Below are 20,427 nucleotides of genomic sequence, written 5' to 3'. Positions count from 1 at the left end.
TCGGCGGCGCGGCGTCCGGCGCCGCGCCGTCCCGTCCGGGCTCCTGCCCTCACCCGGTCGCCGCCTGCCGGCGGCGCTCGGCCTCTCCCGTCCGGGAGAGGCTACGCGGTGGCGCTAGTGGTTGTCCCGCGGCACCCCGAAGGTCTGCGCGACGCGCTGGTACTTGACGGCCGGCTTCAGCACCATGCCTTCCGAGAGCTGGTCGACCATCGAGCGCTGGATCTCCTGCCAGGGCGTCTGGGAGGCCGGGTAGGCGTAGCCGCCGCGGGCCGCGAGGTCCTTGCGGCGGCGCTCCAGTTCCTCGTCCGAGACCAGGATGTCGGCCGAGCGCTTGTTGAGGTCGATGCGGATGCGGTCGCCCGTCTGCAGCAGGGCGAGGCCGCCGCCCGCCGCGGCCTCCGGCGAGGCGTTGAGGATGGAGGGCGTGCCCGAGGTGCCCGACTGGCGCCCGTCGCCGATGCAGGGGAGGGAGGTGACGTTGCGCTTGAGGAGCTCGCCCGGCGGCTGCATGTTCACCACCTCGGCGGCGCCCGGATAGCCGATCGGCCCCGCGCCCCGCATGATCAGGATGGTGCACTCGTCGATCTCGAGCGAGGGATCGTCGATGCGGTGGTGGTAGTCCTCCGGCCCGTCGAAGACGACGACGCGGCCCTCGAAGGCGTTCGGGTCGTCCGGGTTGTTCAGGTAGCGCTGCTGGAATTCCTCCGAGATGACGGAGGTCTTCATGATGGCGCTGTCGAACATCGTGCCCTTGAGGTTGAGGAAGCCGGCCTTCTCCTTCAGGGGCTCGCCATAGGCGCAGATCACCTCGCGGTTCCACGAGAACTTGCCGCGGTTGTTCTCGCCGATCGTGCGGCCATTGGCCGTGATGCAGTTCTCGTGGATCTTCCCGGCCTCGATCAGCTCGGCGAGGACGGCCGGCAGGCCGCCCGCGCGGTGGTATTCCTCGCCCAGCCACGCGCCGGCCGGCTGCATGTTGACGAGGAGCGGGATCTCGAAGCCGATCTTTTCCCAGTCGTCGTTCGAGAGCTCGACGCCGATATGCTTTGCGATGGCGTTGATGTGGATCGGCGCGTTCGTGCTTCCGCCGATCGCCGCGTTCGCCACGATGACGTTCTCGAACGCCTCGCGGGTCATGATGTCGGAGGGTTTCAAATCCTCCCACACCATGTCGACGATGCGCCGGCCGGTCTCGTAGGCGGCCTGGCCGCGCTCGCGATAGGGCGCCGGGATGGCGGCCGAGTCGGGCAGGCTCATGCCGAGCGCCTCGGCGAGCGCGTTCATGGTGGAGGCCGTGCCCATGGTGTTGCAATGGCCGACCGAGGGGGCGGAGGAGCCGACGATGTCCATGAACTGCTGGTAGTCGATGTCGCCCTTGGCGTGGCGCTCGCGCGCCTTCCAGACGACCGTGCCGGAGCCCGTCAGCTCCTTGTGGAAATAGCCGTTCAGCATCGGCCCGACATTCAGCGAGATCGCCGGGATGTTCACGGTCGCGGCCGCCATCAGGCAGGCCGGCATGGTCTTGTCGCAGCCCGTGAGGAGCACGACGCCGTCGAGCGGGTAGCCGTACAGGACCTCGACGAGCGACAGGTAGGAGAGGTTGCGGTCGAGGCAGGCGGTCGGGCGTTTTCCCGTTTCCTGGATCGGGTGGCAGGGGAACTCGAAGGCGACGCCGCCGGCCGCCGTGATGCCGTCGTGCACGCGCTTGGCGAGCTCGAGGTGGTGGCGGTTGCAGGGCGAGAGGTCGGAGCCCGTCTGCGCGATGCCGATCAGCGGTTTTCCGCTGCGCAGCTCGGCGGAGGTGAGGCCGTAATTGAGGTAGCGCTCGAGATAGAGCGCCGTCATGCCCGGATTGTCGGGATTGTCGAACCACTGCTTGGAGCGGAGGTTCTCGGGCGTGATCTTCCGGGCCATCGCGGTCATGTGCTCCCTGCGGGGCGCTTTCTTTCGAAGCGCTCCAGACAGGGGGGAGTTGTGAACCCTCCCTCGGGCGAGATCAATGCGGAGAAAGCAGGGTTGCCCCGGGGCTTGCGCAGGGCGCCCGGGTGCGCGACAGGCCTCCGCAAAGCGGCAGCCGGCGGCGCCCGGGAGGAACCATGCTTCACACCGTGCAGAATTTCGAACGCATCGGCGAGGAGAACGCCTTCGCCGTGCTGGCGCGGGCGACCGAACTCGCCGCCGGAGGCCGCGACATCATCAATCTCGGCATCGGCCAGCCGGACTTCCCGACCCCGCCGCATATCGTCGAGGCCGCCATGAAGGCGCTGCGCGACGGCCACCACGGCTATACGCCGGCGACCGGCATCCTGCCGCTGCGCGAGGCGGTGGCGGGCGACCTGCACCGCCGCTTCGGCGTCGAGGTCTCGCCGGACAACGTGATGGTGGTGCCGGGCGGCAAGGTGACGATGTTCGCCGCGATCCTGATGTTCGGCGAGCCGGGAGCCGAGATCCTCTATCCGGATCCGGGCTTTCCCATCTACCGCTCCATGATCGAGTACACGGGCGCGACCCCAATCCCGGTGCCGATCCGCGAGGAGAACGGCTTCGCCTTCTCGGCCGAGGAGACGCTGTCGCTGATCACGCCGAAGACGCGGCTCCTGATCCTCAACTCGCCCGCCAACCCGACCGGCGGCGTGACGCCCAAGGCCGAGGTGGAGAAGCTCGTCGCGGGCCTCGCGAAGCATCCCGACGTCGCCATCCTGTCGGACGAGATCTACGGCACCATGACGTATGACGGCGAGGAGCACGTCTCGCTGCTCTCGTATCCGGAGCTGCGCGACCGTCTGATCATGCTCGAGGGCGCCTCGAAGACCTACGCCATGACGGGCTGGCGCCTCGGCTGGTCGATCTGGCCGAAGAAGCTCTACGACATGGCGCGAAAACTCGCCGTGAACTCGTTCTCCTGCGTGAACGCGCCGACGCAATGGGCGGGCGTTGCGGCACTCACCGGATCACAGGATGCCGTGACCGCGATGGTGGCCGAGTTCGACCGCCGCCGCGCGCTCGTGGTCGAGGGGCTGAACCGGCTGCCGGGCGTCTCCTGCATCACGCCGAAGGGCGCCTTCTACGCCTTCCCGAACATTTCCAGGACCGGCTGGAAGGCGAAGCCGCTCGCCTCCGCGCTGCTGGAGCAGGCGGGAATCGCCATCATCGGCGGACCCGATTTCGGCGTGCACGGCGAGGGCTATATCCGCGTCTCCTACGCCAACTCCGCCGAGAACATCGCCAGGGCGCTCGAGCGCATGGGCGCCTTCCTGGCCGAGCGCAAGGTGGCGTGAGGGGAGGCCCGGCCGGACTGTCGATGCACGCGGCGGCGTGCGGGGGAGGCCTGCCCAGCTCACCGGTTCCGGCCGGCCTGCCGGCGCTTTGGCAGATCCTCATCGGCGTTCAGTTCGCCCCGGTCCAGCGCTTCGCGCAGGACCTTCTCGACGCGGACGTTGTAGCCCCTTCCCGTCCCCCTGATGCCCTCCACCAGGTCGGCGGCCATGCGAAACCCGATATGGGCCTTCGGGGCCTCGACCTTCGGCCGGCCACCCTTCTTCAAGCGCTGCATGGCTTCGACCACACCGGGGTCGACCTCCGCGCTCGGCCGGAAGAGCGTCGCATCCTCGGCGGTCAGTTCGCGGACCTCGCCGTCGTCATCGGTCAGTGGTGGCCTGCTCATAGATGCGCTCCTCTCGCTTGTTCGCCTTGCGGAAGCTGATGATCCGGCGGACCTGTCCGGCGGGCGGCAGTTCGGCTGGCCCGGCGACCGGGCGGAGTGTGTAGCAGACCACGTAGACCCGCCCGGTCATCGGCAGGAGGGCAACGAACCGCTTCTCGCCGTAGTCCTGCCGGTCATCGAGGGCGATCAGCGCGCGGTGCCATTCCAGCTCGGCCACGAGATCGAAAGGGAGGCCGCGCTCGCGTTCGCTTCTCGCGCTCTTCTCCGGATCGAACTCGACGTCCATGGGTTATTGTAGCAACAAAAAGCCTTCGGTAGAAGCAGCCCCGCATGGGCCATGTGACGGCTGATCAGCAGAACGTCCGTCACTCGGGAAAAGCTGGAATCGCAGCTGCAGGGACGGCATTATTCCTCGAACCTGAGAGAGGAGAGCAGCCATGATCCTTCGCATCCTGCCGATCCTCGGCGCCGCAGCACTCGCCGTATCGGCCGGGCCCGCAATCGCCGGGCCTTGTGCCGCGCAGATCGATGCCGCCCAGGCGGCCGTCGACGCGAGGATCGCGGCCGTGGCCGCCGCCGGCCCGACCGGCACGGAATCGCGGGCCGCCCTCCTTAACCGGCAGCCCACCCCGAGCTCGATCGCCCAGGCCGAAGAGAAGCTGGGCGAGGGCGAGCAGGCCGCAAACGCGCTCGCGGCGCTCCAGCTGGCGCGCAAGGCGGATAGCGCCGGCGACAAGGTGGCCTGCGAGAATGCCGTCCTCGAGGCGCGGCGAATGCTGCAATAGCCGCGCCGGCGAGGCCGGGCCTCAGGCGGCCGCGTACTCGTCGTGGCGGCGCCACCAGACGCCGCCCGTCTCGTTCCGGCCCTTCGGGGCGCGGTCGAGCCACTGGTAGGCGCCCCACAGCCCGTCGAGCCCGCGCGAATAGGCGGAGTAGGTGTGGTACACGGTGCCGCCTTCGAGCGCGAAGGCGCTGAGGCCCGGCCGGTCGCGGTGGAACGAGGCCCGATCCGTGCCGCACATGGCGGCGAAGCGGTCCTCGGCATCGCCGCCGCCGCCGTCCTGGCCGGGGCGCCAGTCGAAGACCGGCTCGCGCCGGTAGTTGTATTCGACCGCGCCAACGCGCTGCTGCTCCTCCGTGAACGCCACGTTGAAGTCCGCGCTGAACTCGCTGGTCGCGGACGAGGCCCAGGGAAAGCTCCAGCCCATGCGCGCCTTGTAGGCCTGCAGCTTCGGCAGTGGTGCGCGGGAGACCGCCCAGAGCATGACGTCGTGGTTCGCGAGGTGGACCTGAAAACCGTCGAACCCGTCCGCGATCATCGAGCAGGAGGGGCAGCCCGCCTTCCACTCCGCCCCGAACATGAAGTGGTAGACGAGAAGCTGCGAGCGGCCGCGGAACAGGTCCTTCAGCGATGCCTCGCCCTCGTCTGTGTCGAAGCGGTACGCCTTCTCGATCGGCACCCAGGGCAGTGCCTGGCGCTGCCGGGCAATCTCGTCCGAGCGCCGGGTGAGTTCCTTCTCCGCGTCCAGCAGCTCCAGCCGGGCCGCGAGCCAGTCTTCGCGTGTTCCGATGCGGTGCGTCTCCATCGCGTGTCTCCTTGCGCAGGGTAGGGCGGCGGAAAGGTCAGGCGGGGATACGGGGCTCGTATTCTGCCTTCAGCCCGCTCCAATGGTCCCAGAACGGCTCCGGTTCGGCCCCCTTCAGGCGCGCGGCCAGGATGTCGAGATGCGCATGCCAGCCGGCCGTCACGTTGAGGAGCATCTCGCGATCCCGGGCGCGGCGGTGAATGAGGGTCAGCAGCACGTCGCCGCCCTTCGGCTCCAGCGTGAAACTGACCTCGCCGGTCTCGCCCCAGCCGATGACGAGCCGGTTCGGCGGCTCGAAGAGGAGGATGCGGCACGCGAGCCGGAATTCGGCCGAAGCGCCGGGCGGCCGGTTGCCGGGCGGGTCCGTCAGCTCGTCGTTGTGCCAGACGAACTCGAAGGCCGAGCCGGGTGTCGGGGCCATGTCGCCCGCCGCGAGCCAGCGGCGCCGCAGGTCGCTCTCCGTCAGGTAGGCCCAGACGCGCTCGATCGGGCCGGGCAGGAGGCGCTCGATCCTCAGCGCGGCGGGCTCGGGATGCACGGCATAGCCGTTCGGGGTCAAACCGTCGGTCATGTTTCCTCTCCTTCCTTCGCGGGGGCCTTGCGCGCGTCCTCCTGCCGGAGGAGCCGTTCGAGGGTATCGAGGCGGTCGGTCCAGAAGCGCTCGTAGAAGCCGAGCCATTCGTGCGCGCTCGCGAGCGGCCCCGGCTCCAGGCGGCAGACATGCATCCGGCCCCGCACCTCGCGGCGGATGAGGCCGGCATTCTCCAGCGCCTTGACGTGCTTGGAGGCGGCCGCGAGCGACATGTCGAAGGGCTGGGCGAGCTGCGTCACCGTGCGCTCGCCCGCGGCCAGATCCCGAAGCATTCGCCGCCGCGTCGCGTCGCCGAGCGCGTGAAAGACGATGTCCAGCCGAGATGCCGAAAGCTCAACCATAAGGTTGAGTATCAACCTCTGCACGGAAATAGTCAACCAACAAGTTGAATGTCAGAAAGTCTGCCGTCCCGCTTGGGCAGCGAGGCGGCGCCGGTATCGAAGGGTCGGGAAGGTCAGGGGCGCGTGGCCCCGGGCGTCAGCGCACGAGGCTTGCGGTCTCCAGCACGGCATCGGCAAGCACATGCAAGCCTGCGGCCGCCCAGTCGGGCGTGATCGCCTCCGCCTCGTTGTGGCTGATGCCGCCGATGCAGGGCACGAAGAGCAGCGCGGACGGGACCTTGCGGGCCATGTAGACCGCGTCGTGCCCGATCACGGTCGGCATGTCCCGATGGGGAAGGTTGCGGCGGCGCGCCGCTTCGCGCATCCGACCGACGAGGGCGGGATCGAAGGGCGTCACGGGGGAGAACCAGAAGGGCTCGACGGCGACCACCAGGTCGCGCTCGCGCGAGAGATCGGCGCCCTCCTGGCGCAACGCATCCTCCATCCTGGCGAGCGTGTCGTGATCGTCGGCCCGAAACTCGACGCTGAGCCAGACCCGGCCCGGCACGACGTTCCGGCTGTCCGGCGAGACGAGAAGACGGCCCACAGTTCCGCGTGCGCCTTCCGCAATTGCGATCCGCTCCACCGCTTCCACGAGCCGCGACGCGCCGACCAGGGCATCGCGCCGACCCGCCATGCGGCTGCCGCCATGCGCCTCCGCGCCCGTCACCGTCACCTCGAACCAGGCCTGCGCGGAGGCATGGGTGACGATCCCGACATCGAGGCCCTCGTCCTCGAGGATCGGCCCCTGCTCGATATGCACCTCGAAATAGGCCCCGAGCCCCTGGAGGTCTCCCGGCTCGGCCTCGCCCTGCCAGCCGATGCGGCGCAACTCCTCGCCGAGCACCGCGCCCTCGGGGTCGGTCTTCGCCAGGATCTCCGCCTCGGAGAAGATGCCCATGGCGGCGCCGCTTCCCATCATGGGCGGGCTGAAGCGCGCACCTTCCTCGTTGGTCCAGTTCACGAGCATCAGGGGCGCTTCGGTCTCGGCGCCCGCCTCGTGCAGGGCCCGCATGATCTCGAGCCCGGCCAGGACGCCGAGAGGGCCGTCGAACTTGCCGCCGCTCGGCTGGGTGTCGAGATGGCTCCCGATCGCGACCGGAGCCCGGTCGGGATCGCGCCCGGGGCGCAGGCAGCGCATGTTCCCGACGCGGTCCACCTCGACGGAAAGACCCACCTCCTCGGCCCAGCGGGCCAGGAGGCGCCTTCCCTCGCCATCGAGATCCGTGAGGGCCTGGCGATCGCAGCCGCCCCTCGCGGTCGCGCCGATCTCGGCCATCGTCATGAGGGCCTGCCAGAGGCGATCCGAGGAGAGGGGGATGTTGTGGGCCAGGCTGTCGGTCATGCGGCTAGCCTGTCGCAGCGCCGCCCGAGGTCAAGCCCGCCATCAGAACGATGGGGAGAGGCGGCGTGGCGACCGGATTCGGGATCGCGTCGCCGCTGCGGCTGCGAGAGACTTGGCTCCGCAGGGACGGAGCCGGAGCGCGCATAGGTGAGCGTCAAGCTGAACTGGTGGGTCACGCTCGCGGCGGAAGGCGGCCATGTCCGGCCCGAGCAGGAGCGGTTCTACACGGCGGCGTTCTCCAGCCACTACCACCCGGCGCCGTACCGGGTGTTTTCCGGGCCGGGGGACGAGCAGGCTTTCGGCCCGGGCGACATCCCGGTCCTGGGCGACAGCACGGTCGCGTCGACGGGTTTGTGCGAGAGACTGGGCGATCTGGCATCCCCGGCCGGGGGAGGGCGCTTCCTGAATTTCGGCATCACGGCCGCGAATTCCGGGGTGTCGCTCGCCCGCATCCTGCACGACATCGTGGATGCGCGGCCGCGCGCGATCGTCGTGCTCGGTGGCGGCAGCGACATCCTCATGCCGATGAGCTTCGACCCGCGCCCGGGCTATCCGCATGTGCAGTTCGTCTACGACCTCCTGTTCGAGGGCCGCTTCGACCCGCGGACGAGATCGATCTGGCTGAAGGAGGAACAGCCGGACGGCCCGGCGCTGCGGCAGCTCTTCTTCGACAGGCTCGCCGCGCTTCGCCGGGAAACCGGCTACGGCACGCCCGCCTGGGAGGCCGCCATCCTCGCGCGCTTCGTCGGCAACGTGGAGAAGATGGCCAGGATCTGCTCCGCCTGGGCGGTGCCGCTTCTCTTCGTCATGCAGCCGGTCGGCGTGCTCAAGCGCGTCCGGAGCCGGCACGAGGCGTCGATGCTCCCTCCGCCCGAGAGCGAGGCCTATATCGCGCGCCAATACGAGGCTGCGCGCGACGCCCTGTCGGATTCGTCGGTCTGGACGGAAGGAGAGACCGCCTTCCTGGACCTGAGCGACCTGTTCCTGAACGAGGAAGCCGAGATCTTCAGGGACGTGATCCATCCGGGCGAGCGCGGGATGGACCTGGTCGCCCGGAAGATCGCCGCCCGCCTGCGCTCCGCCGGGTGGCTCGGCTGAAGGGCGGGCTGCCTGCCTCCTAGTGGGCGGCGGCGGATGCGGAGGCCTCGCCCTTGTCGTGGGTGCCGAACCGCTCGACCATCGTGGCGCTCGCCTCGTTCAGGCCGATCACCTCGACGGCGCGGCCGTGCCGGCGGGCCTTGAGGACGATGCGGTCGAGAGCGGCGACGGCCGAGATGTCCCAGAAATGCGCCTCGTGCACGTCGATCACGATGCGGTCCACGGGCTCGGTGACGTCGATCGCATCCGCAAAGGTCCCGGCCGAGGCGAAGAAGACCTGGCCCGTCACCCGGTAGGTGCGGGTGCGGCCGTCGGCGGAGAGCTCCGGGACGATGCGGCTGAGGCGCGAGACCTTGCCGGCGAAGAACACGCCCGAGAGGAGCACCCCGCAGAGGACGCCGATCGCGAGGTCCTTCGTGGCGACGACCATTCCGACGGTCGCCAGCATCACCACCGAGGAGGAGAGCGGGTTGGATCTGAGCTGGAGGAGCGAGCGCCAGGAGAAGGTGTTCAGCGACACCATGATCATCACGGCCGTCAGGGCCGCGACCGGCACCACGGCCAGGAGATCCTGGAGGAGCACCAGGAGGACCAGCAGGAACGCGCCCGCGACGAGCGTCGAGAGCCTTCCCCGCGCGCCGGACGAGACGTTGATGACCGATTGCCCGATCATGGCGCAGCCGCCCATGCCGCCGAACACCGCGGAGGTCATGTTGGCGGCGCCCTGGCCCATGCATTCGCGGTTCTTGTTCGACGGGGTGTCCGTCATGTCGTCGACGATCTGGGCCGTGAGGAGGGATTCGAGCAGGCCCACGGCCGCCAGCGTGAGCGAGTAGGGCAGGATGATGCGCAGCGTCTCGAACGTGTAGGGCACGTCCGGCAGGGCGAAGCTCGGGAGGGCCGATGGCAGCTCGCCGAGATGGGCGACCGTGCGCACGTCGAGGCCGAGCAGCGCCGTGACGATCGTCAGCACCACGATGGCGACGAGCGGCGACGGGATGGCGCGCGTGATGCGCGGAAAGCCGTAGATGATGGCGAGCCCGAGCGCGATCAGCCCGTAGGTCGCCGGGGTGACGCCGGTGAGCTCCGGCAACTGGGCGAGGAAGATGAGGATCGCGAGCGCGTTGACGAAGCCCGTCATCACCGATTGCGAGACGAAGCGCATGACGCGCCCGAGCTTCAGGAGGCCGGCGCCGATCTGGATGACGCCCATCAGGATGGTGGCCGCGAAGAGATATTGGACGCCGTGGTCGCGGACGAGGTTCACCATCACGACCGCGGTGGCGGCCGTGGCGGCCGAGATCATGGCGGGACGGCCGCCCGCGAAGGCGATCACGCAGGCGATCACCACGGAGGCATAGAGGCCGACCTTCGGGTCGACCCCGGCGATGACCGAGAAGCCGATCGCCTCGGGGATCAGGGCGAGCGCGACGACGATGCCGGACAAGACATCGGCGCGGACATTGGAGAACCATTCGCGATGGAGGCGCGAGGACGGCTGCATGGAGAGCTTTCCGCAAAAGGACGGGCGCCCGGCGCCTGGCGCCAGGGTCGGATCGTCGGGTCAGTTGCGTGGTCCGGCGGATCGGCGGCCGGAAGAGCCACCCGGAGTTTCACCGGGTCCAGTCGAATGCGCGGAGGCTACAGCAAGCTCATGCTGCGGCGCAATATCCTCTCTCGCCTTCCGGTCCGGGAACATCGGGCGCCCGAAGGGGCTTTCGCCGGAGCGAAGCTCCGGCAACGATGGGGCGCGGAGGTCACGCCAGAGGACAGCCCTTGGACGATGCGGCGGAGATTGCGACGGGGCACCTCGAAGGCGAGGCGCGGAGGCTCGTGCTGGCCGACGGGCGCGAGGTGCTGCTGCGGGCGCTGCGGCCGGAAGACGACGCGCTCTATCCCGAATTCGACACCCATGTGACGGACGAGGACCGCCGGCTCCGCTTCCTGGTCGCCCTGCGGGAGGTTCCGCAGAACCAGATCTTCCGCCTTACGCATTTCGACAGGCGCCATGCGCGGGCCTATGCGGCGATCGAGCCCGGGACCGGACGCCTCCTCGGGGTCGGGCGCATCCACCAGCTCTCGTCGGACGAGGGGGAATACGCGGTGCTGGTGCGGTCGGACCTGAAGGGCCTCGGCCTCGGTCACGCGCTGATGGACGCGGTGCTCGAGGGCGCGAGGGAGCTCGGGCTCAAATCCGTGCTCGGCCTGATCCTGCGGGAGAACCGGAACATGATCGCGCTCTGCCGCGAGCTCGGCTTCACGTTTTCCGCCTCGAGCGAGGCGAACCTCGTGGAGGCCCGCCTGCGCTTGTCCTGAGCCCTGGGCCTAGTGGCCGGTCTGGTCGGGGTCGCGGCTCGCCTCGAACAGGAACCAGGTCCGGCGCTCGGTCTCGTCGATGAAGTTTTCCAGGAGGCTCGCGGTCGCGACGTCCTTGTGCTCGTCGCAGATGTCGTGCGCATCGCGCATCGACTTCGCCATCGCCTTGTTGTCGTTCATGAGCTGGCGCAGCATTTCGACGGGCGGCACGAATTCCCGGTCGTCGTCGGCCACGCGGGTCAGCGTGTGGATCTGGCCGATCGACCGGATCGTGGTCCCGCTGATCTTGCGCACGCGCTCGGCCAGGGGATCGATCGTGGCGAAGATCTGGGCGCCCTGCTCGTCGAGCATCAGGTGGTAGTCGCGGAAGTTCGGTCCGCTCAGGTGCCAGTGGTAGTTCTTGGTCTTGACGTAGAGCGCGAAGGCGTCCGCCACCAGGCCGTTGATCGCGCCGGAGATGGCCTGGACCGCGTCATCGGACAGGTCGGTTGGCGTACCAAGGCTCGATCCGCCGCCCGAGCGCGGCTTCAGCTTCGCCACATTGGCCATGATGGGTCTCCGGTCAGAAGGGGGACAGGACCTGCCGGCGCGAAGGCCGGTCGGTCCTGACGACCGTAAAACCCTGCCGGGAACGAGCCGTTCCCGGCAAGCTTGGCCTTGGGCGTCCGCCCTGGCGGATCTATCAGCCCTCGAGGCCCGGGCTGCCCGAATGGTCGCCCTCGTCGATCTTGCCGACATGCTTCTGGGCATAGAGCTGGAGGCCGAGCTGCTCGACGAGGTTCAGCTGCGTCTCGAGGAAGTCGATATGGCCCTCCTCGTCCGAAGCCAGGTCCTCGAACAGCATCTTGGACACGCGGTCGTTGACGCTGTCGCAGTACTTCGCGGCCTCGAGATAGAGAGCTCGGGCATCGACCTCGGCGGCGAGGTCGCATTCCAGGATCTCCTTCACGTTCTGGCCGATGCGCAGGGGGTCGAGCACCTGCATGTTCGGGAAGCCGTCGAGGAAGATGATGCGCGTCGTGAAGCGGTCGGCGTGCTCCATCTCCTCGATGGATTCCTTGCGCCACTTCTTCGCCAGCTCCTTGTAGCCCCAATCGTCGAGGAGCCGGTAATGGAGCCAGTACTGGTTGATGGCCGTCAGCTCGCTCCGGAGCCCGCGGTTCAGGTAGTCGATGACCTTCGGGTCGCCCTTCATCCGATCCTCACATCGTAAGATGCCTGGAACGGCTTTAGGCCCGATCCGGGTCCCTTGTCCAGCTAGTTTAGAATGATTTCAAACGGTGGCGGCGGCGTGGGCCGGAACTCGCTCGGGTTCGCCATCGTGGCGATGGACGTGGTCGTGGTCCGCCCCGCAGGACAGCGGGCAGGTGCCGCAGGCCTCCTCGGCCGCGGCGCGGAGCGCCTCGTCCATGATGGCCCGGATCGTCCGCGCGCAGCGGCCGCAATCGGGGCTGCAGCCCAGACAGGTATAGACCTGTGCGGGCGTGCGCGGACAGCCTGGGCCTGGCGCAAGACAGGCCTTGACGTCCCCGTCGGACAGGATGTTGCAGGAGCAGACGATCACGGGATTTGCAGTTTGGAAGGATTCAAAAGAACCTGTGATATCAGTTACTTAGCATCGACCGGGCGCAGCGCCAAGGCGCGACTGTCAAAATTCTACTGCGATGGCTTGCCACAGACCGGCCGCCCTCGCGTCGGAACGCAACCTCAGCCCTCCGTCCGGAGTTGGACCGGGAGGAGGGCGCGAACCATGGCGAGCACCAAGGCGGGCGACGGCGACAGCCCCAAGCGTCAGGGCGACAAGCTCAAGGCCGGGACGGAGCCGAAGCTGGAGAAGGGCGGGGCGGTGGCGAGCGGCGACAGCCCGAAGCACCAGGGCGACAAGCTCGAACACGCCGTGAAGGAAGCGGCCAAGAAGTAGGGCCGGCTACCGGCCGAGGGCGAGCGCCCAGAGCGGGAGCGAGACGATCGCGGCGAGGTGCTGGAGCGTGATCATGGCCGCCATCAGGCGGGCATCGCCGCCCATCACGCGCGCCATCACGTAAGAGGTAGATGCGGTCGGCATCGCCATGGTGAGCGTCGCGATGGCGGCGATCTCCGGGGCGAGGCCGAACAGGCGCGCGAGGCCGAACGTCACCAGCGGCACCAGCAGGAGCTTCTGGATCCCGACCAGCACCTGGGTCAGGGGCGCCTCGCGCAGCGCGCCGATCGCCAGGCCTCCGCCGACCGAGAGCAGCCCCAGCGCGAGGGCCGCCTGGCCGAGCGAGCGGGCGAGGGGGAAAAGGCCGGCCGGCATCCCCCCGAAAGCCGCGAAGGCGAAGCCGACCATGCAGCCGATGATCAGCGGATTGATGGCAATCTGGCGCAGCAGCTTCAGCGGCTGCAGGCGCCCGCCGTCGCTCAGCACGAAGACGGAGGTCAGGATCACCTGCACGCAGGGCACGATCAGGCCCGCCGCCACGCCGCCGAAGGCCAGCCCCTCGTTGCCGTAGAGGCCGGCCGAGACGGCGAGCGCCACGTAGTTGTTGAACCGGATGCCGCCCTGGACGATCGACGTCATGGCGGCCCGGTTGTGGCCGAGCAGGCGCGACAGAAGGAGGGCGGAGAGCGTCGCCAGCCCCAGCGTCGTCCAGATCGTGCCGGCCAGCGCGCCGAGCGGCAGCTGGGACAGGTTCACGGTCGAGATCGAGGAGGCCAGGAGGGACGGGAGGAGGACGAAGAAGGTGAGGCGGTCGAGCCCGGCCCAGACGCCCTGGTCCTTCAGCAGCCGCTCCCGGAGGAGGATTCCGAGCCCGATCAGCGCAAAGGTCGGGAAGAAGGCGTTGATCCAGGCGGCCATGCCCGTGCTCTGGCGCTCCCACGCCGTGAGCTCAAGGGTGACCCGAAGCCTGCACACATCAGAACGGCCGCCACGCCTCCAAATCGCGGCTCCGGAGTGCTAGGAGGCGGCCTTCACCAAATCGGCGAGACCGCTCGGGCTCTCATGGACAAACGGCAAAAGCTCGCCGCGGCCTCGATCGCCGTGGCGATCCTGGTTCTCGCCCTGAAGGGCCTCGCCTATTCCCTCACGGGAAGCGTGGCGCTGTTCTCGGACGCGCTGGAGAGCGTGATCAACGTCGTGACGGCCGCGGTCGCGCTCTACACGATCCGTCTCGCGGCGCAGCCGGCCGACGCCAACCACCCATACGGCCACACGAAGGCCGAGTACTTCTCGGCCGTGCTGGAAGGGGCGCTGATCATCGTGGCGGCCCTTCTGATCCTGCGCGAATCGTGGGAGGCGGCGTTCGCGCCGCGCCGCATCGATGCACCCGCCCTCGGCCTCGCCATCAACGCCGCCGCTGCCGTCATCAATGCGCTCTGGGCATGGGTGCTGGTCCGCGAGGGGCGGCGGCTCCGCTCGCACGCATTGGTGGCCGACGGCCAGCACCTGTTCAGCGACGTCCTGACCTCCGCGGGCGTGCTCGTCGGGCTGGGCGCGGCCTGGGCGTTCGACCTTCCGATCCTCGACCCGGCCCTCGCCGCCATCGTGGCGCTCAACATCCTGTGGTCGGGCTGGAAGGTGATGCGGGAATCGCTCGGCGGTCTCATGGACGAGGCCGCTCCTCCGGAGACGCTGGCGCGGATCCGCGACGCGATCTCGGCCAATGCCGAAGGGGCCATCGAGGCGCACGACCTCCGCACCCGGCACGCCGGCCGGATCACGTTCATCGATTTCCATCTCGTGGTGGCCGGCAACCTTCCGGTGTCGGACGCGCACGACATCTGCGACGCGATCGAGAGGGCCCTGAAGGCCGAGGTGCCGGACGCCGTGGTGACGATCCACGTCGAGCCCGAGAACAAGGCGAAGCATTCGGGCATCGTGGTGCTCTGACGAAGGCGGGGTCGAAGCCGGCCTTTGCGCGAGATCAAAGCGGGATGGGCGTGTCTCGGTAGGGTTTTTCCCGGCGCGAGCAGCGCCGGAACCCGGCTGGCCATGAGAGACGACCTTCGCGCGCGATACGGCGACGAGCGCCTTCCCCGATACACGAGCTATCCGACCTCGCCGCATTTCAGCGATGCCGTGCAGGGCGAGACCTATTCCGGCTGGCTCGGATCCCTGAGCCCGGAAAGGCGCCTGTCCCTCTATCTCCACGTCCCGTTCTGCCGCGCCATGTGCTGGTATTGCGGCTGCCACACCTCGGTGACGCGCCGGGACGAGCCGATCGCGGAATACCTGGCCGCCCTGCGGGCCGAGATCGGCCTCGTCGCGGACCGCATCGGCTCTCCCGGGCCCGTCGGGCACATTCATTTCGGCGGCGGGACGCCGACCATCATGCCGCCGGCCGATTTCGTGGACCTCATGGCGCTCCTCCGCTCGCGCTTCGGCGTGGAGGAGGATGCCGAGGTCGCGATCGAGATCGACCCGCGGACCCTCACGGTCGAGATGATGTTCGCGCTGGCGAGCGCCGGCGTGACCCGCGCGAGCCTCGGCGTCCAGAGCTTCGACCCAGCCGTGCAGGCCGCCATCCGGCGCGTCCAGAGCTTCGCGGAGACGGAGCGGGCGGCGAGCGGGCTGCGCAGGGCCGGGATCCGGGCCCTCAACCTCGACCTGATCTATGGGCTGCCGCTCCAGGACGTCGCCTCCTGCCGCGAGACGGTCCGGCGCTCGCTGGAACTCCGGCCGGACCGGCTCTCCGTCTTCGGCTACGCGCATGTGCCGTTCTTCAAGAAGCACCAGCGCAAGATCGAGGAGGCGGCCCTGCCGGATGGGCCGGCCCGCGAGGCGCAGGCCGAGGCCATCGCCGAGGAACTCGTGGCGGCCGGGTACCGCCGGATCGGGCTCGATCATTACGCCCGCCCGGACGACCCGATGGCGCTGGCGCACCAGAACGGCACGCTGCGCCGCAATTTCCAGGGCTACACGACGGATGATGCCGAGGCGCTGGTCGGGTTCGGCGCCTCCGCCATCGGCCGCCTGCCGCAGGGCTACGTGCAGAACGAGGTCGTCACCTCGCGCTATGTCGAGCGGGTCCGGTCGGGATCGCTCGCGACCTCCAAGGGGTACCGGCTCACCCCGGAGGACGCGCTGCGGGCGGAGGCGATCGAGCGCATCATGTGCGACGGCGAGATCGATCTCGACCGGCTCTGCCGGGCTCACGGCCGCACGGCGGAGGGCTTCCTCGCCACGCTCCCGAAGCTCCGGGCCCTCGAGGCCGATGGGCTCGTCCGCATCCGCGGACCGGTCGTGCGGGTGGAGGAGGAGGGACGCCTCCTGGTGCGCGCGGTCGCGTCCGCCTTCGATGCCTATCTCGGCCAGTCGGGCCGGACTCACAGCCGCGCCGTCTGAGGCCGAGGCGGCCGCACGGGGCGGCGCCGGGCGATCGGGCGCATTCTCGCTTGCCCGGCCGCTGGTCTATAGGGCAGGCGACACTTCCTCGAAGGCGGGCCGCAGGGCTCGCCGCCTGCCTTCCCGCCCGCCTCCATGAGCGACTGGATCCGATTCCCGAACCGGGCGAGCGTCTTCTCCCTCGAGAAGAGCCGGGCCGATTTCCGCCCCTACCTCTATGCCGCGCTGCTCGTCGCGGCCGCTGCCGGCCTGCGGCTGATGCTCGACCCGCTTCTCGGCGACCGGGTGGTGTTCCTCTTCTTCGTGCCCGCCCTGCTGGTCGGCGCGGTCACGGGCGGGTTCCTGCCGGGCGTTGCGGCCACGATCCTCGGCGTCGCGGCCGGATCCGCGATCCTGATGCGGGAGCCGTTCGAGCTTCCGAACCAGGTGGACGCGCTTCTCTTCGCGCTGCTCGGGATGTCGATTGCCATCGGCGGCGAGAGCCTGCGGGCCATGCAGCGGCGCAACCTGGAGGTCAGGCGGGCGCTGCTCGAGCGGGAGGCGCATCTGCGCTCGATCCTGGACACCGTTCCGGATGCCATGATCGTCATCGATGCGCAGGGGATCATGCAGTCGTTCAGCACGGCCGCGGAGCGCCTCTTCGGCTATGCCGCCGCGGACGTCATCGGCCGGAACATCTCCATGCTGATGCCGGAGCCGGACCAGAGCCGGCACGATTCCTACCTACGGCGCTACCACGAGACCGGCGAGAAACGCATCATCGGCACGGGGCGCGTCGTCTCGGGCATGCGCCGGGACGGGTCCAGCTTCCCCATGGAACTCGCGGTCGGGCAGATGCGCTCGGGCGACCGCGTGTTCTTCACGGGCTTCATCACGGACGTCACCGAACGGCAGCAGACCCAGGCACGGCTGCAGGAGCTGCAATCGGAGCTCGTGCATGTCTCGCGGCTGACCGCGATGGGCGAGATGGCCTCCACGCTCGCCCATGAGCTGAACCAGCCGCTGGCCGCGATCAGCAACTACATGAAGGGCTGCCGCCGCCTTCTCGACCAGGGCAACCCGGAGCTCCTCCCCAAGGTCCGGGACGCGCTCGACAAGGGATCCGAGCAGGCCGTGCGGGCCGGGCAGATCATCCGCCGCCTGCGCGATTTCGTGTCCCGCGGGGAGACGGAGAAGCGGGTCGAACCGGTCTCCCGCCTCATCGACGAGGCGAGCGCGCTCGCGCTCGTCGGCGCGGCCCAGCAGGGCATCGTCACCCGGATGAACCTCGACCCGCGGGCGAGCTTCGTGCTGGCCGACCGCGTGCAGGTGCAGCAGGTCCTCGTGAACCTGCTGCGCAACGCCGCCGACGCCATGCAGGACGCGCCCCGGCGCGAACTCGTGCTGGCCACCACCCTCCAGGAGGACGGCCAGGTGGAGATCAGCGTCGCCGATACCGGGCCGGGCATCTCGGACGAGGTGGCGGACCGCCTGTTCCAGCCCTTCGTGACCACGAAGGCGACCGGGATGGGCGTGGGGCTATCCATCAGCCGGACGATTGTGGAATCTCATGGCGGGCGATTGTGGGTGGAGCCCAACGCTCAGGGTGGCGCGACCTTCCGATTGACGCTTCCGGCCGCGGCCGTCGAAGAGGCGAGCGATGCAGATTGAGGCAAACAGGGCGGTTCACGTCGTCGACGACGACGAGGCCATGCGTGAATCGCTCGAGTTCCTGCTGGATACGTCCGGCCACGCGGTCCGGGTCTACCCCGAGGCGCAGTCGCTGCTCGAGGCGCTGCCCGGGATCGCCGGCTGCATCCTGACCGACATCCGCATGCCGGGCATGGACGGGATCGAGCTGCTGCGCCGCATCCGCGGGAGCGGCCGCACCCTTCCGGTGATCGTGATGACGGCCCATGGCGACGTGCCGCTCGCCGTGGAGGCCATGAAGCTCGGGGCGTCGGATTTCCTCGAGAAGCCGTTCGACGACGAGGTCCTCCTGCGCGCGATCGCGACCGCGCTCGAGCGGCGGGAGCCGGAGCTGCAGGATCCGGCCTTGCAGGAATTCACGCGGCGCCTGGACACCCTGACCCAGCGCGAGCGGCAGGTCTTCGACCGTCTCGTCACGGGCGAGGCGAACAAGGTCATCGCGCGCCACCTCGACATCTCGCCGCGCACCGTCGAGATCTACCGCGCCAACGTGATGACTAAGATGCAGGCCGGAAGCATCTCGGAACTGGTCCGTTCGGCCGTGCGGGCGGGGATCGCCTGACCCGATCCGCCGGCGTTGATCGAGGTCAAGGCGCGGGGTGGCGGGCCGCCCTATCCTGTGCGTCGGTCCACTCCTGAGGCCCCTCGCGGGCCGGCACGAACGCCATGCCGCCCCTATCCGCGCCGCCCATCTTCATCGTCGACGACGACCCCGGCGCGCTCAATTCGCTCCGCTTCCTCCTGGAGAGCGAGGGCTATTGCGTCCTCAGCTTCCGCGGGGGTGCGGAGCTGCTGTCCTCCCTTCCGGGGCCGGAGCCGGCCTGCGTGATCATCGACTACAAGATGCCGAGCATGGACGGCGTCGACCTGTTCCACCGGCTGCGCGCACGCGACATCCGCGCGCCCGTCATCCTCATGACCGGGCATCCGGATCCCGCCATCCGCAAGCGCGCCGAGGAGGCGGGGCTCGACCTGATCGACAAGCCGCTGTCGCAGGATGTCCTTCTCAGCGCCGTCGCGGCGGCGCGCCTCGGGGGCCCGTCAGAGCGCGTCGCCTGACGGGTGCCTGCCCCGGCCGAGCCGGCCGGCTCAGCGCTCCAGGGTCTTCAGGTAGGCCAGGAGGTCGCCGATCTGCGGCGGGTCGAGCTGCCATTCGGGCATGGTCGGGTGGCCGGTGACGATGCCTTCCGCGAAGGATTCGGCGAGATCGTCGACCGGGTACTTGGTGTGGAGGTCACGGAAGGCGGGAGCCGCCGCGAGCGGCGAGGCGCCCGTCCGGCCGATCGCGTGGCAGCTCGCGCAATGCGTGCGGGCGAAATTCTGGCCGCGCTGCTCGCGCGGCGACAGGGCGGCGGCCGGCTGAACGGCCGCCCAGGCGAGAATCAGCAGCCCCGCCCAGAGGACCAAGGTCCGCTTCGGCCAGCCGGCAGCGGCAAGGGATTTCTGCCCACTCATTCCGTTCTCCTCGCGATTCCGGGTCGAGCCGGGTTCCTGGTCTGAAGGCGGTTTGGAGCGAGATCAAGCCTGGGCGCAGTGTCCATCGGACGGCGCCCTCGGCCCGGCTCCTCAATCCTCCCGGAGCACGCGGTATTCCGCGCCCTCGATGTCCTCGTATTGCCCGGAGCGCAGGGCCCACAGGAAGGCGCAGAGCCCGACGACGCCGAGGCCGGTCGCGATCGGGATCATGAAGACCAGGACGTTCATCTGCGCCTCATGCGGGCTTGAGTTCTGTCGCCGGCGCGGCCCCGACGGAGCCCTCCGGCCTCGCGGTCCGGGAGGGCTGCTCGAACCGCAGCCGGACGGCGTTCAGGGACACGACCACCGACGAGCCGGACATCGCCAGCGCCGCGATGAGCGGGGTCAGGAATCCGCCGGCCGCGAGCGGGATCGCGAGCAGGTTGTAGAGGGCCGCGAACCAGAGGTTCTGCGTCATCAGCCGCTTCGCGCGCTTGCCGACGGCGAGCACGGTGCGGACCGGCTCGAGGCCGCGGCCGAGGAACACGGCATCGGCGGCCGCCTGGCTCACATGCGCGGCCGTCACGGGCGACAGCGAGGCATGCGCGGCCGCGAGGGCCGGCGCGTCGTTGAGGCCGTCTCCGACCATGAGGACGCGGCGCCCGGCGCGGCCGAGATCCTCGATGCGGGCGATCTTGCCCGACGGGGACAGCTCGGCGAACCATTCCTCGATGCCGAGCGCCGCCGCGGCGGCCGCGACCGCGCTCCGCCGGTCACCCGACAGGATCGAGACGCGGTAGCCGTCCCGCTGGAGGGCCGCGATCGTCGCCCTCGCGTCCGGGCGGAGCGGCTGGTGGATCGGCAGGGCGACGGGCGCGCGATCGCCGAGGCGGATGCAGAGCACGGATGCGTCCGGGTGGCGGGCCAGCACGGCCTCGGCCTCGCGCCCGGCCGAACAGAAGGCGGGCGAGCCGAG

General features: G+C 69.4%; 25 protein-coding genes and 1 other annotated feature. Of the genes, 10 read left to right on the top strand and 15 right to left on the bottom strand.

Going from position 1 to position 20,427, the window contains the following annotated elements; translation table 11 throughout:
• Nucleotides 1–114: 114 nt before the first annotated feature.
• Nucleotides 115–1,914, bottom strand: coding sequence for an IlvD/Edd family dehydratase (locus tag ACO2SS_RS27770; RefSeq protein WP_423281119.1), 1,800 nt, complete (start codon nt 1,912–1,914; stop codon nt 115–117).
• 182 nt (nt 1,915–2,096) lie between these two features.
• Here ACO2SS_RS27770 and ACO2SS_RS27765 point away from each other — a divergent pair, with 182 nt between their 5' ends.
• Nucleotides 2,097–3,278: a pyridoxal phosphate-dependent aminotransferase gene (locus ACO2SS_RS27765; protein ID WP_423281112.1), complete on the top strand. Its 1,182-nt coding sequence runs from the start codon at nt 2,097–2,099 to the stop codon at nt 3,276–3,278.
• Between the two features lie 59 nt (nt 3,279–3,337).
• Here ACO2SS_RS27765 and ACO2SS_RS27760 read toward each other — a convergent pair whose 3' ends face one another.
• A complete protein-coding gene (locus ACO2SS_RS27760; protein WP_423281111.1) occupies nt 3,338–3,664 on the bottom strand; it encodes a BrnA antitoxin family protein in 327 nt (108 codons plus the stop codon).
• A complete protein-coding gene (locus ACO2SS_RS27755; RefSeq protein WP_423281110.1) occupies nt 3,639–3,950 on the bottom strand; it encodes a BrnT family toxin in 312 nt (103 codons plus the stop codon). The genes ACO2SS_RS27760 and ACO2SS_RS27755 overlap by 26 nt, the downstream gene beginning before the upstream one ends.
• A gap of 151 nt (nt 3,951–4,101) precedes the next feature.
• Here ACO2SS_RS27755 and ACO2SS_RS27750 point away from each other — a divergent pair, with 151 nt between their 5' ends.
• The gene (locus tag ACO2SS_RS27750; RefSeq protein ID WP_423281109.1) at nt 4,102–4,449 is read left to right on the top strand and encodes a hypothetical protein; all 348 of its coding nucleotides are present in this window, start codon (nt 4,102–4,104) and stop codon (nt 4,447–4,449) included.
• 21 nt (nt 4,450–4,470) lie between these two features.
• Here ACO2SS_RS27750 and ACO2SS_RS27745 read toward each other — a convergent pair whose 3' ends face one another.
• The 4 genes from ACO2SS_RS27745 to ACO2SS_RS27730 all read right to left on the bottom strand — a co-directional run bounded on the left by ACO2SS_RS27745 (nt 4,471) and on the right by ACO2SS_RS27730 (nt 7,567).
• Nucleotides 4,471–5,250, bottom strand: coding sequence for a DUF899 domain-containing protein (locus tag ACO2SS_RS27745; RefSeq protein ID WP_423281108.1), 780 nt, complete (start codon nt 5,248–5,250; stop codon nt 4,471–4,473).
• Between the two features lie 37 nt (nt 5,251–5,287).
• Nucleotides 5,288–5,821 carry an SRPBCC family protein gene (locus ACO2SS_RS27740; protein WP_423281107.1) on the bottom strand — a complete coding sequence of 178 codons (534 nt, stop codon included), beginning with the start codon at nt 5,819–5,821 and terminating at the stop codon, nt 5,288–5,290.
• On the bottom strand, nt 5,818–6,183 hold the full coding sequence (locus tag ACO2SS_RS27735; protein WP_423281106.1) for an ArsR/SmtB family transcription factor: 366 nt from the start codon (nt 6,181–6,183) through the stop codon (nt 5,818–5,820). Before ACO2SS_RS27735 ends, ACO2SS_RS27740 begins: the two co-directional genes overlap by 4 nt.
• 136 nt (nt 6,184–6,319) lie before the next feature.
• Nucleotides 6,320–7,567 (bottom strand): Zn-dependent hydrolase, encoded by a 1,248-nt coding sequence (locus tag ACO2SS_RS27730; protein WP_423281105.1) that lies wholly within the window; start codon nt 7,565–7,567, stop codon nt 6,320–6,322.
• Nucleotides 7,568–7,714: 147 nt separating this feature from the next.
• Here ACO2SS_RS27730 and ACO2SS_RS27725 point away from each other — a divergent pair, with 147 nt between their 5' ends.
• A complete protein-coding gene (locus tag ACO2SS_RS27725) occupies nt 7,715–8,665 on the top strand; it encodes a hypothetical protein (protein WP_423281104.1) in 951 nt (316 codons plus the stop codon).
• A gap of 19 nt (nt 8,666–8,684) precedes the next feature.
• Here ACO2SS_RS27725 and ACO2SS_RS27720 read toward each other — a convergent pair whose 3' ends face one another.
• The gene (locus ACO2SS_RS27720) at nt 8,685–10,169 is read right to left on the bottom strand and encodes a SulP family inorganic anion transporter (protein ID WP_423281103.1); all 1,485 of its coding nucleotides are present in this window, start codon (nt 10,167–10,169) and stop codon (nt 8,685–8,687) included.
• Nucleotides 10,170–10,236: 67 nt separating this feature from the next.
• Nucleotides 10,237–10,292, bottom strand: a sequence feature (sul1 is cis-regulatory element that is thought to sense ions involved in sulfur or methionine metabolism; They are found in Alphaproteobacteria).
• Between the two features lie 149 nt (nt 10,293–10,441).
• Here ACO2SS_RS27720 and ACO2SS_RS27715 point away from each other — a divergent pair.
• Nucleotides 10,442–10,981, top strand: coding sequence for a GNAT family N-acetyltransferase (locus ACO2SS_RS27715; RefSeq protein ID WP_423281102.1), 540 nt, complete (start codon nt 10,442–10,444; stop codon nt 10,979–10,981).
• A 9-nt stretch (nt 10,982–10,990) separates the two neighbouring features.
• Here the strand turns inward: ACO2SS_RS27715 and ACO2SS_RS27710 are convergent, their stop codons facing one another.
• The 3 genes from ACO2SS_RS27710 to ACO2SS_RS27700 all read right to left on the bottom strand — a co-directional run bounded on the left by ACO2SS_RS27710 (nt 10,991) and on the right by ACO2SS_RS27700 (nt 12,545).
• Nucleotides 10,991–11,530, bottom strand: coding sequence for a Dps family protein (locus ACO2SS_RS27710; protein ID WP_423281101.1), 540 nt, complete (start codon nt 11,528–11,530; stop codon nt 10,991–10,993).
• A 133-nt stretch (nt 11,531–11,663) separates the two neighbouring features.
• The gene (bfr, locus tag ACO2SS_RS27705; protein ID WP_423281100.1) at nt 11,664–12,176 is read right to left on the bottom strand and encodes a bacterioferritin; all 513 of its coding nucleotides are present in this window, start codon (nt 12,174–12,176) and stop codon (nt 11,664–11,666) included.
• A gap of 78 nt (nt 12,177–12,254) precedes the next feature.
• The gene (locus ACO2SS_RS27700) at nt 12,255–12,545 is read right to left on the bottom strand and encodes a (2Fe-2S)-binding protein (protein ID WP_423281099.1); all 291 of its coding nucleotides are present in this window, start codon (nt 12,543–12,545) and stop codon (nt 12,255–12,257) included.
• 186 nt (nt 12,546–12,731) lie between these two features.
• Between ACO2SS_RS27700 and ACO2SS_RS27695 the strand changes: the two genes are divergently transcribed.
• Nucleotides 12,732–12,902, top strand: a complete 171-nt coding sequence (locus ACO2SS_RS27695) for a hypothetical protein (protein WP_423281098.1) — start codon at nt 12,732–12,734, stop codon at nt 12,900–12,902.
• 6 nt (nt 12,903–12,908) lie between these two features.
• Here ACO2SS_RS27695 and ACO2SS_RS27690 read toward each other — a convergent pair whose 3' ends face one another.
• Nucleotides 12,909–13,820 (bottom strand): AEC family transporter, encoded by a 912-nt coding sequence (locus ACO2SS_RS27690; RefSeq protein ID WP_423281097.1) that lies wholly within the window; start codon nt 13,818–13,820, stop codon nt 12,909–12,911.
• 144 nt (nt 13,821–13,964) lie between these two features.
• On the opposite strand from ACO2SS_RS27690, the gene ACO2SS_RS27685 reads away from it, so the two are divergent.
• The 5 genes from ACO2SS_RS27685 (at nt 13,965) to ACO2SS_RS27665 (ending at nt 19,055) form a co-directional block, all read left to right on the top strand.
• Nucleotides 13,965–14,852 carry a cation diffusion facilitator family transporter gene (locus ACO2SS_RS27685; RefSeq protein ID WP_423281096.1) on the top strand — a complete coding sequence of 296 codons (888 nt, stop codon included), beginning with the start codon at nt 13,965–13,967 and terminating at the stop codon, nt 14,850–14,852.
• Nucleotides 14,853–14,954: 102 nt separating this feature from the next.
• A complete protein-coding gene (hemN, locus tag ACO2SS_RS27680; RefSeq protein ID WP_423281095.1) occupies nt 14,955–16,307 on the top strand; it encodes an oxygen-independent coproporphyrinogen III oxidase in 1,353 nt (450 codons plus the stop codon).
• A gap of 135 nt (nt 16,308–16,442) precedes the next feature.
• The gene (locus ACO2SS_RS27675) at nt 16,443–17,957 is read left to right on the top strand and encodes a PAS domain S-box protein (RefSeq protein ID WP_423281094.1); all 1,515 of its coding nucleotides are present in this window, start codon (nt 16,443–16,445) and stop codon (nt 17,955–17,957) included.
• Nucleotides 17,947–18,558: a response regulator FixJ gene (gene fixJ / locus ACO2SS_RS27670; protein ID WP_423281093.1), complete on the top strand. Its 612-nt coding sequence runs from the start codon at nt 17,947–17,949 to the stop codon at nt 18,556–18,558. Before ACO2SS_RS27675 ends, fixJ begins: the two co-directional genes overlap by 11 nt.
• 104 nt (nt 18,559–18,662) lie before the next feature.
• Complete coding sequence (locus ACO2SS_RS27665) at nt 18,663–19,055, top strand: response regulator transcription factor (RefSeq protein WP_423281092.1); 393 nt, start codon at nt 18,663–18,665, stop codon at nt 19,053–19,055.
• Between the two features lie 30 nt (nt 19,056–19,085).
• On the opposite strand, the gene ACO2SS_RS27660 is transcribed toward ACO2SS_RS27665, so the two are convergent.
• The 3 genes from ACO2SS_RS27660 to ACO2SS_RS27650 form a co-directional block, all read right to left on the bottom strand.
• Entirely contained in the window at nt 19,086–19,451 is a 366-nt protein-coding gene (locus ACO2SS_RS27660; protein WP_423281091.1) for a c-type cytochrome, read from the bottom strand.
• A 111-nt stretch (nt 19,452–19,562) separates the two neighbouring features.
• Nucleotides 19,563–19,700 (bottom strand): cbb3-type cytochrome oxidase assembly protein CcoS, encoded by a 138-nt coding sequence (gene ccoS, locus ACO2SS_RS27655; protein ID WP_423281090.1) that lies wholly within the window; start codon nt 19,698–19,700, stop codon nt 19,563–19,565.
• Between the two features lie 7 nt (nt 19,701–19,707).
• A partial coding sequence (locus tag ACO2SS_RS27650) for an HAD-IC family P-type ATPase (RefSeq protein ID WP_423281089.1) occupies nt 19,708–20,427 on the bottom strand: 720 nt, incomplete at its 5' end.

It is taken from the genome of Enterovirga sp. CN4-39 (assembly GCF_049446235.1).
In the GTDB taxonomy this organism is placed as follows: domain Bacteria; phylum Pseudomonadota; class Alphaproteobacteria; order Rhizobiales; family Beijerinckiaceae; genus Enterovirga.
Note: the sequence above shows the minus strand (reverse complement) of the source record. Positions and strands in the feature narration are given on the sequence as shown.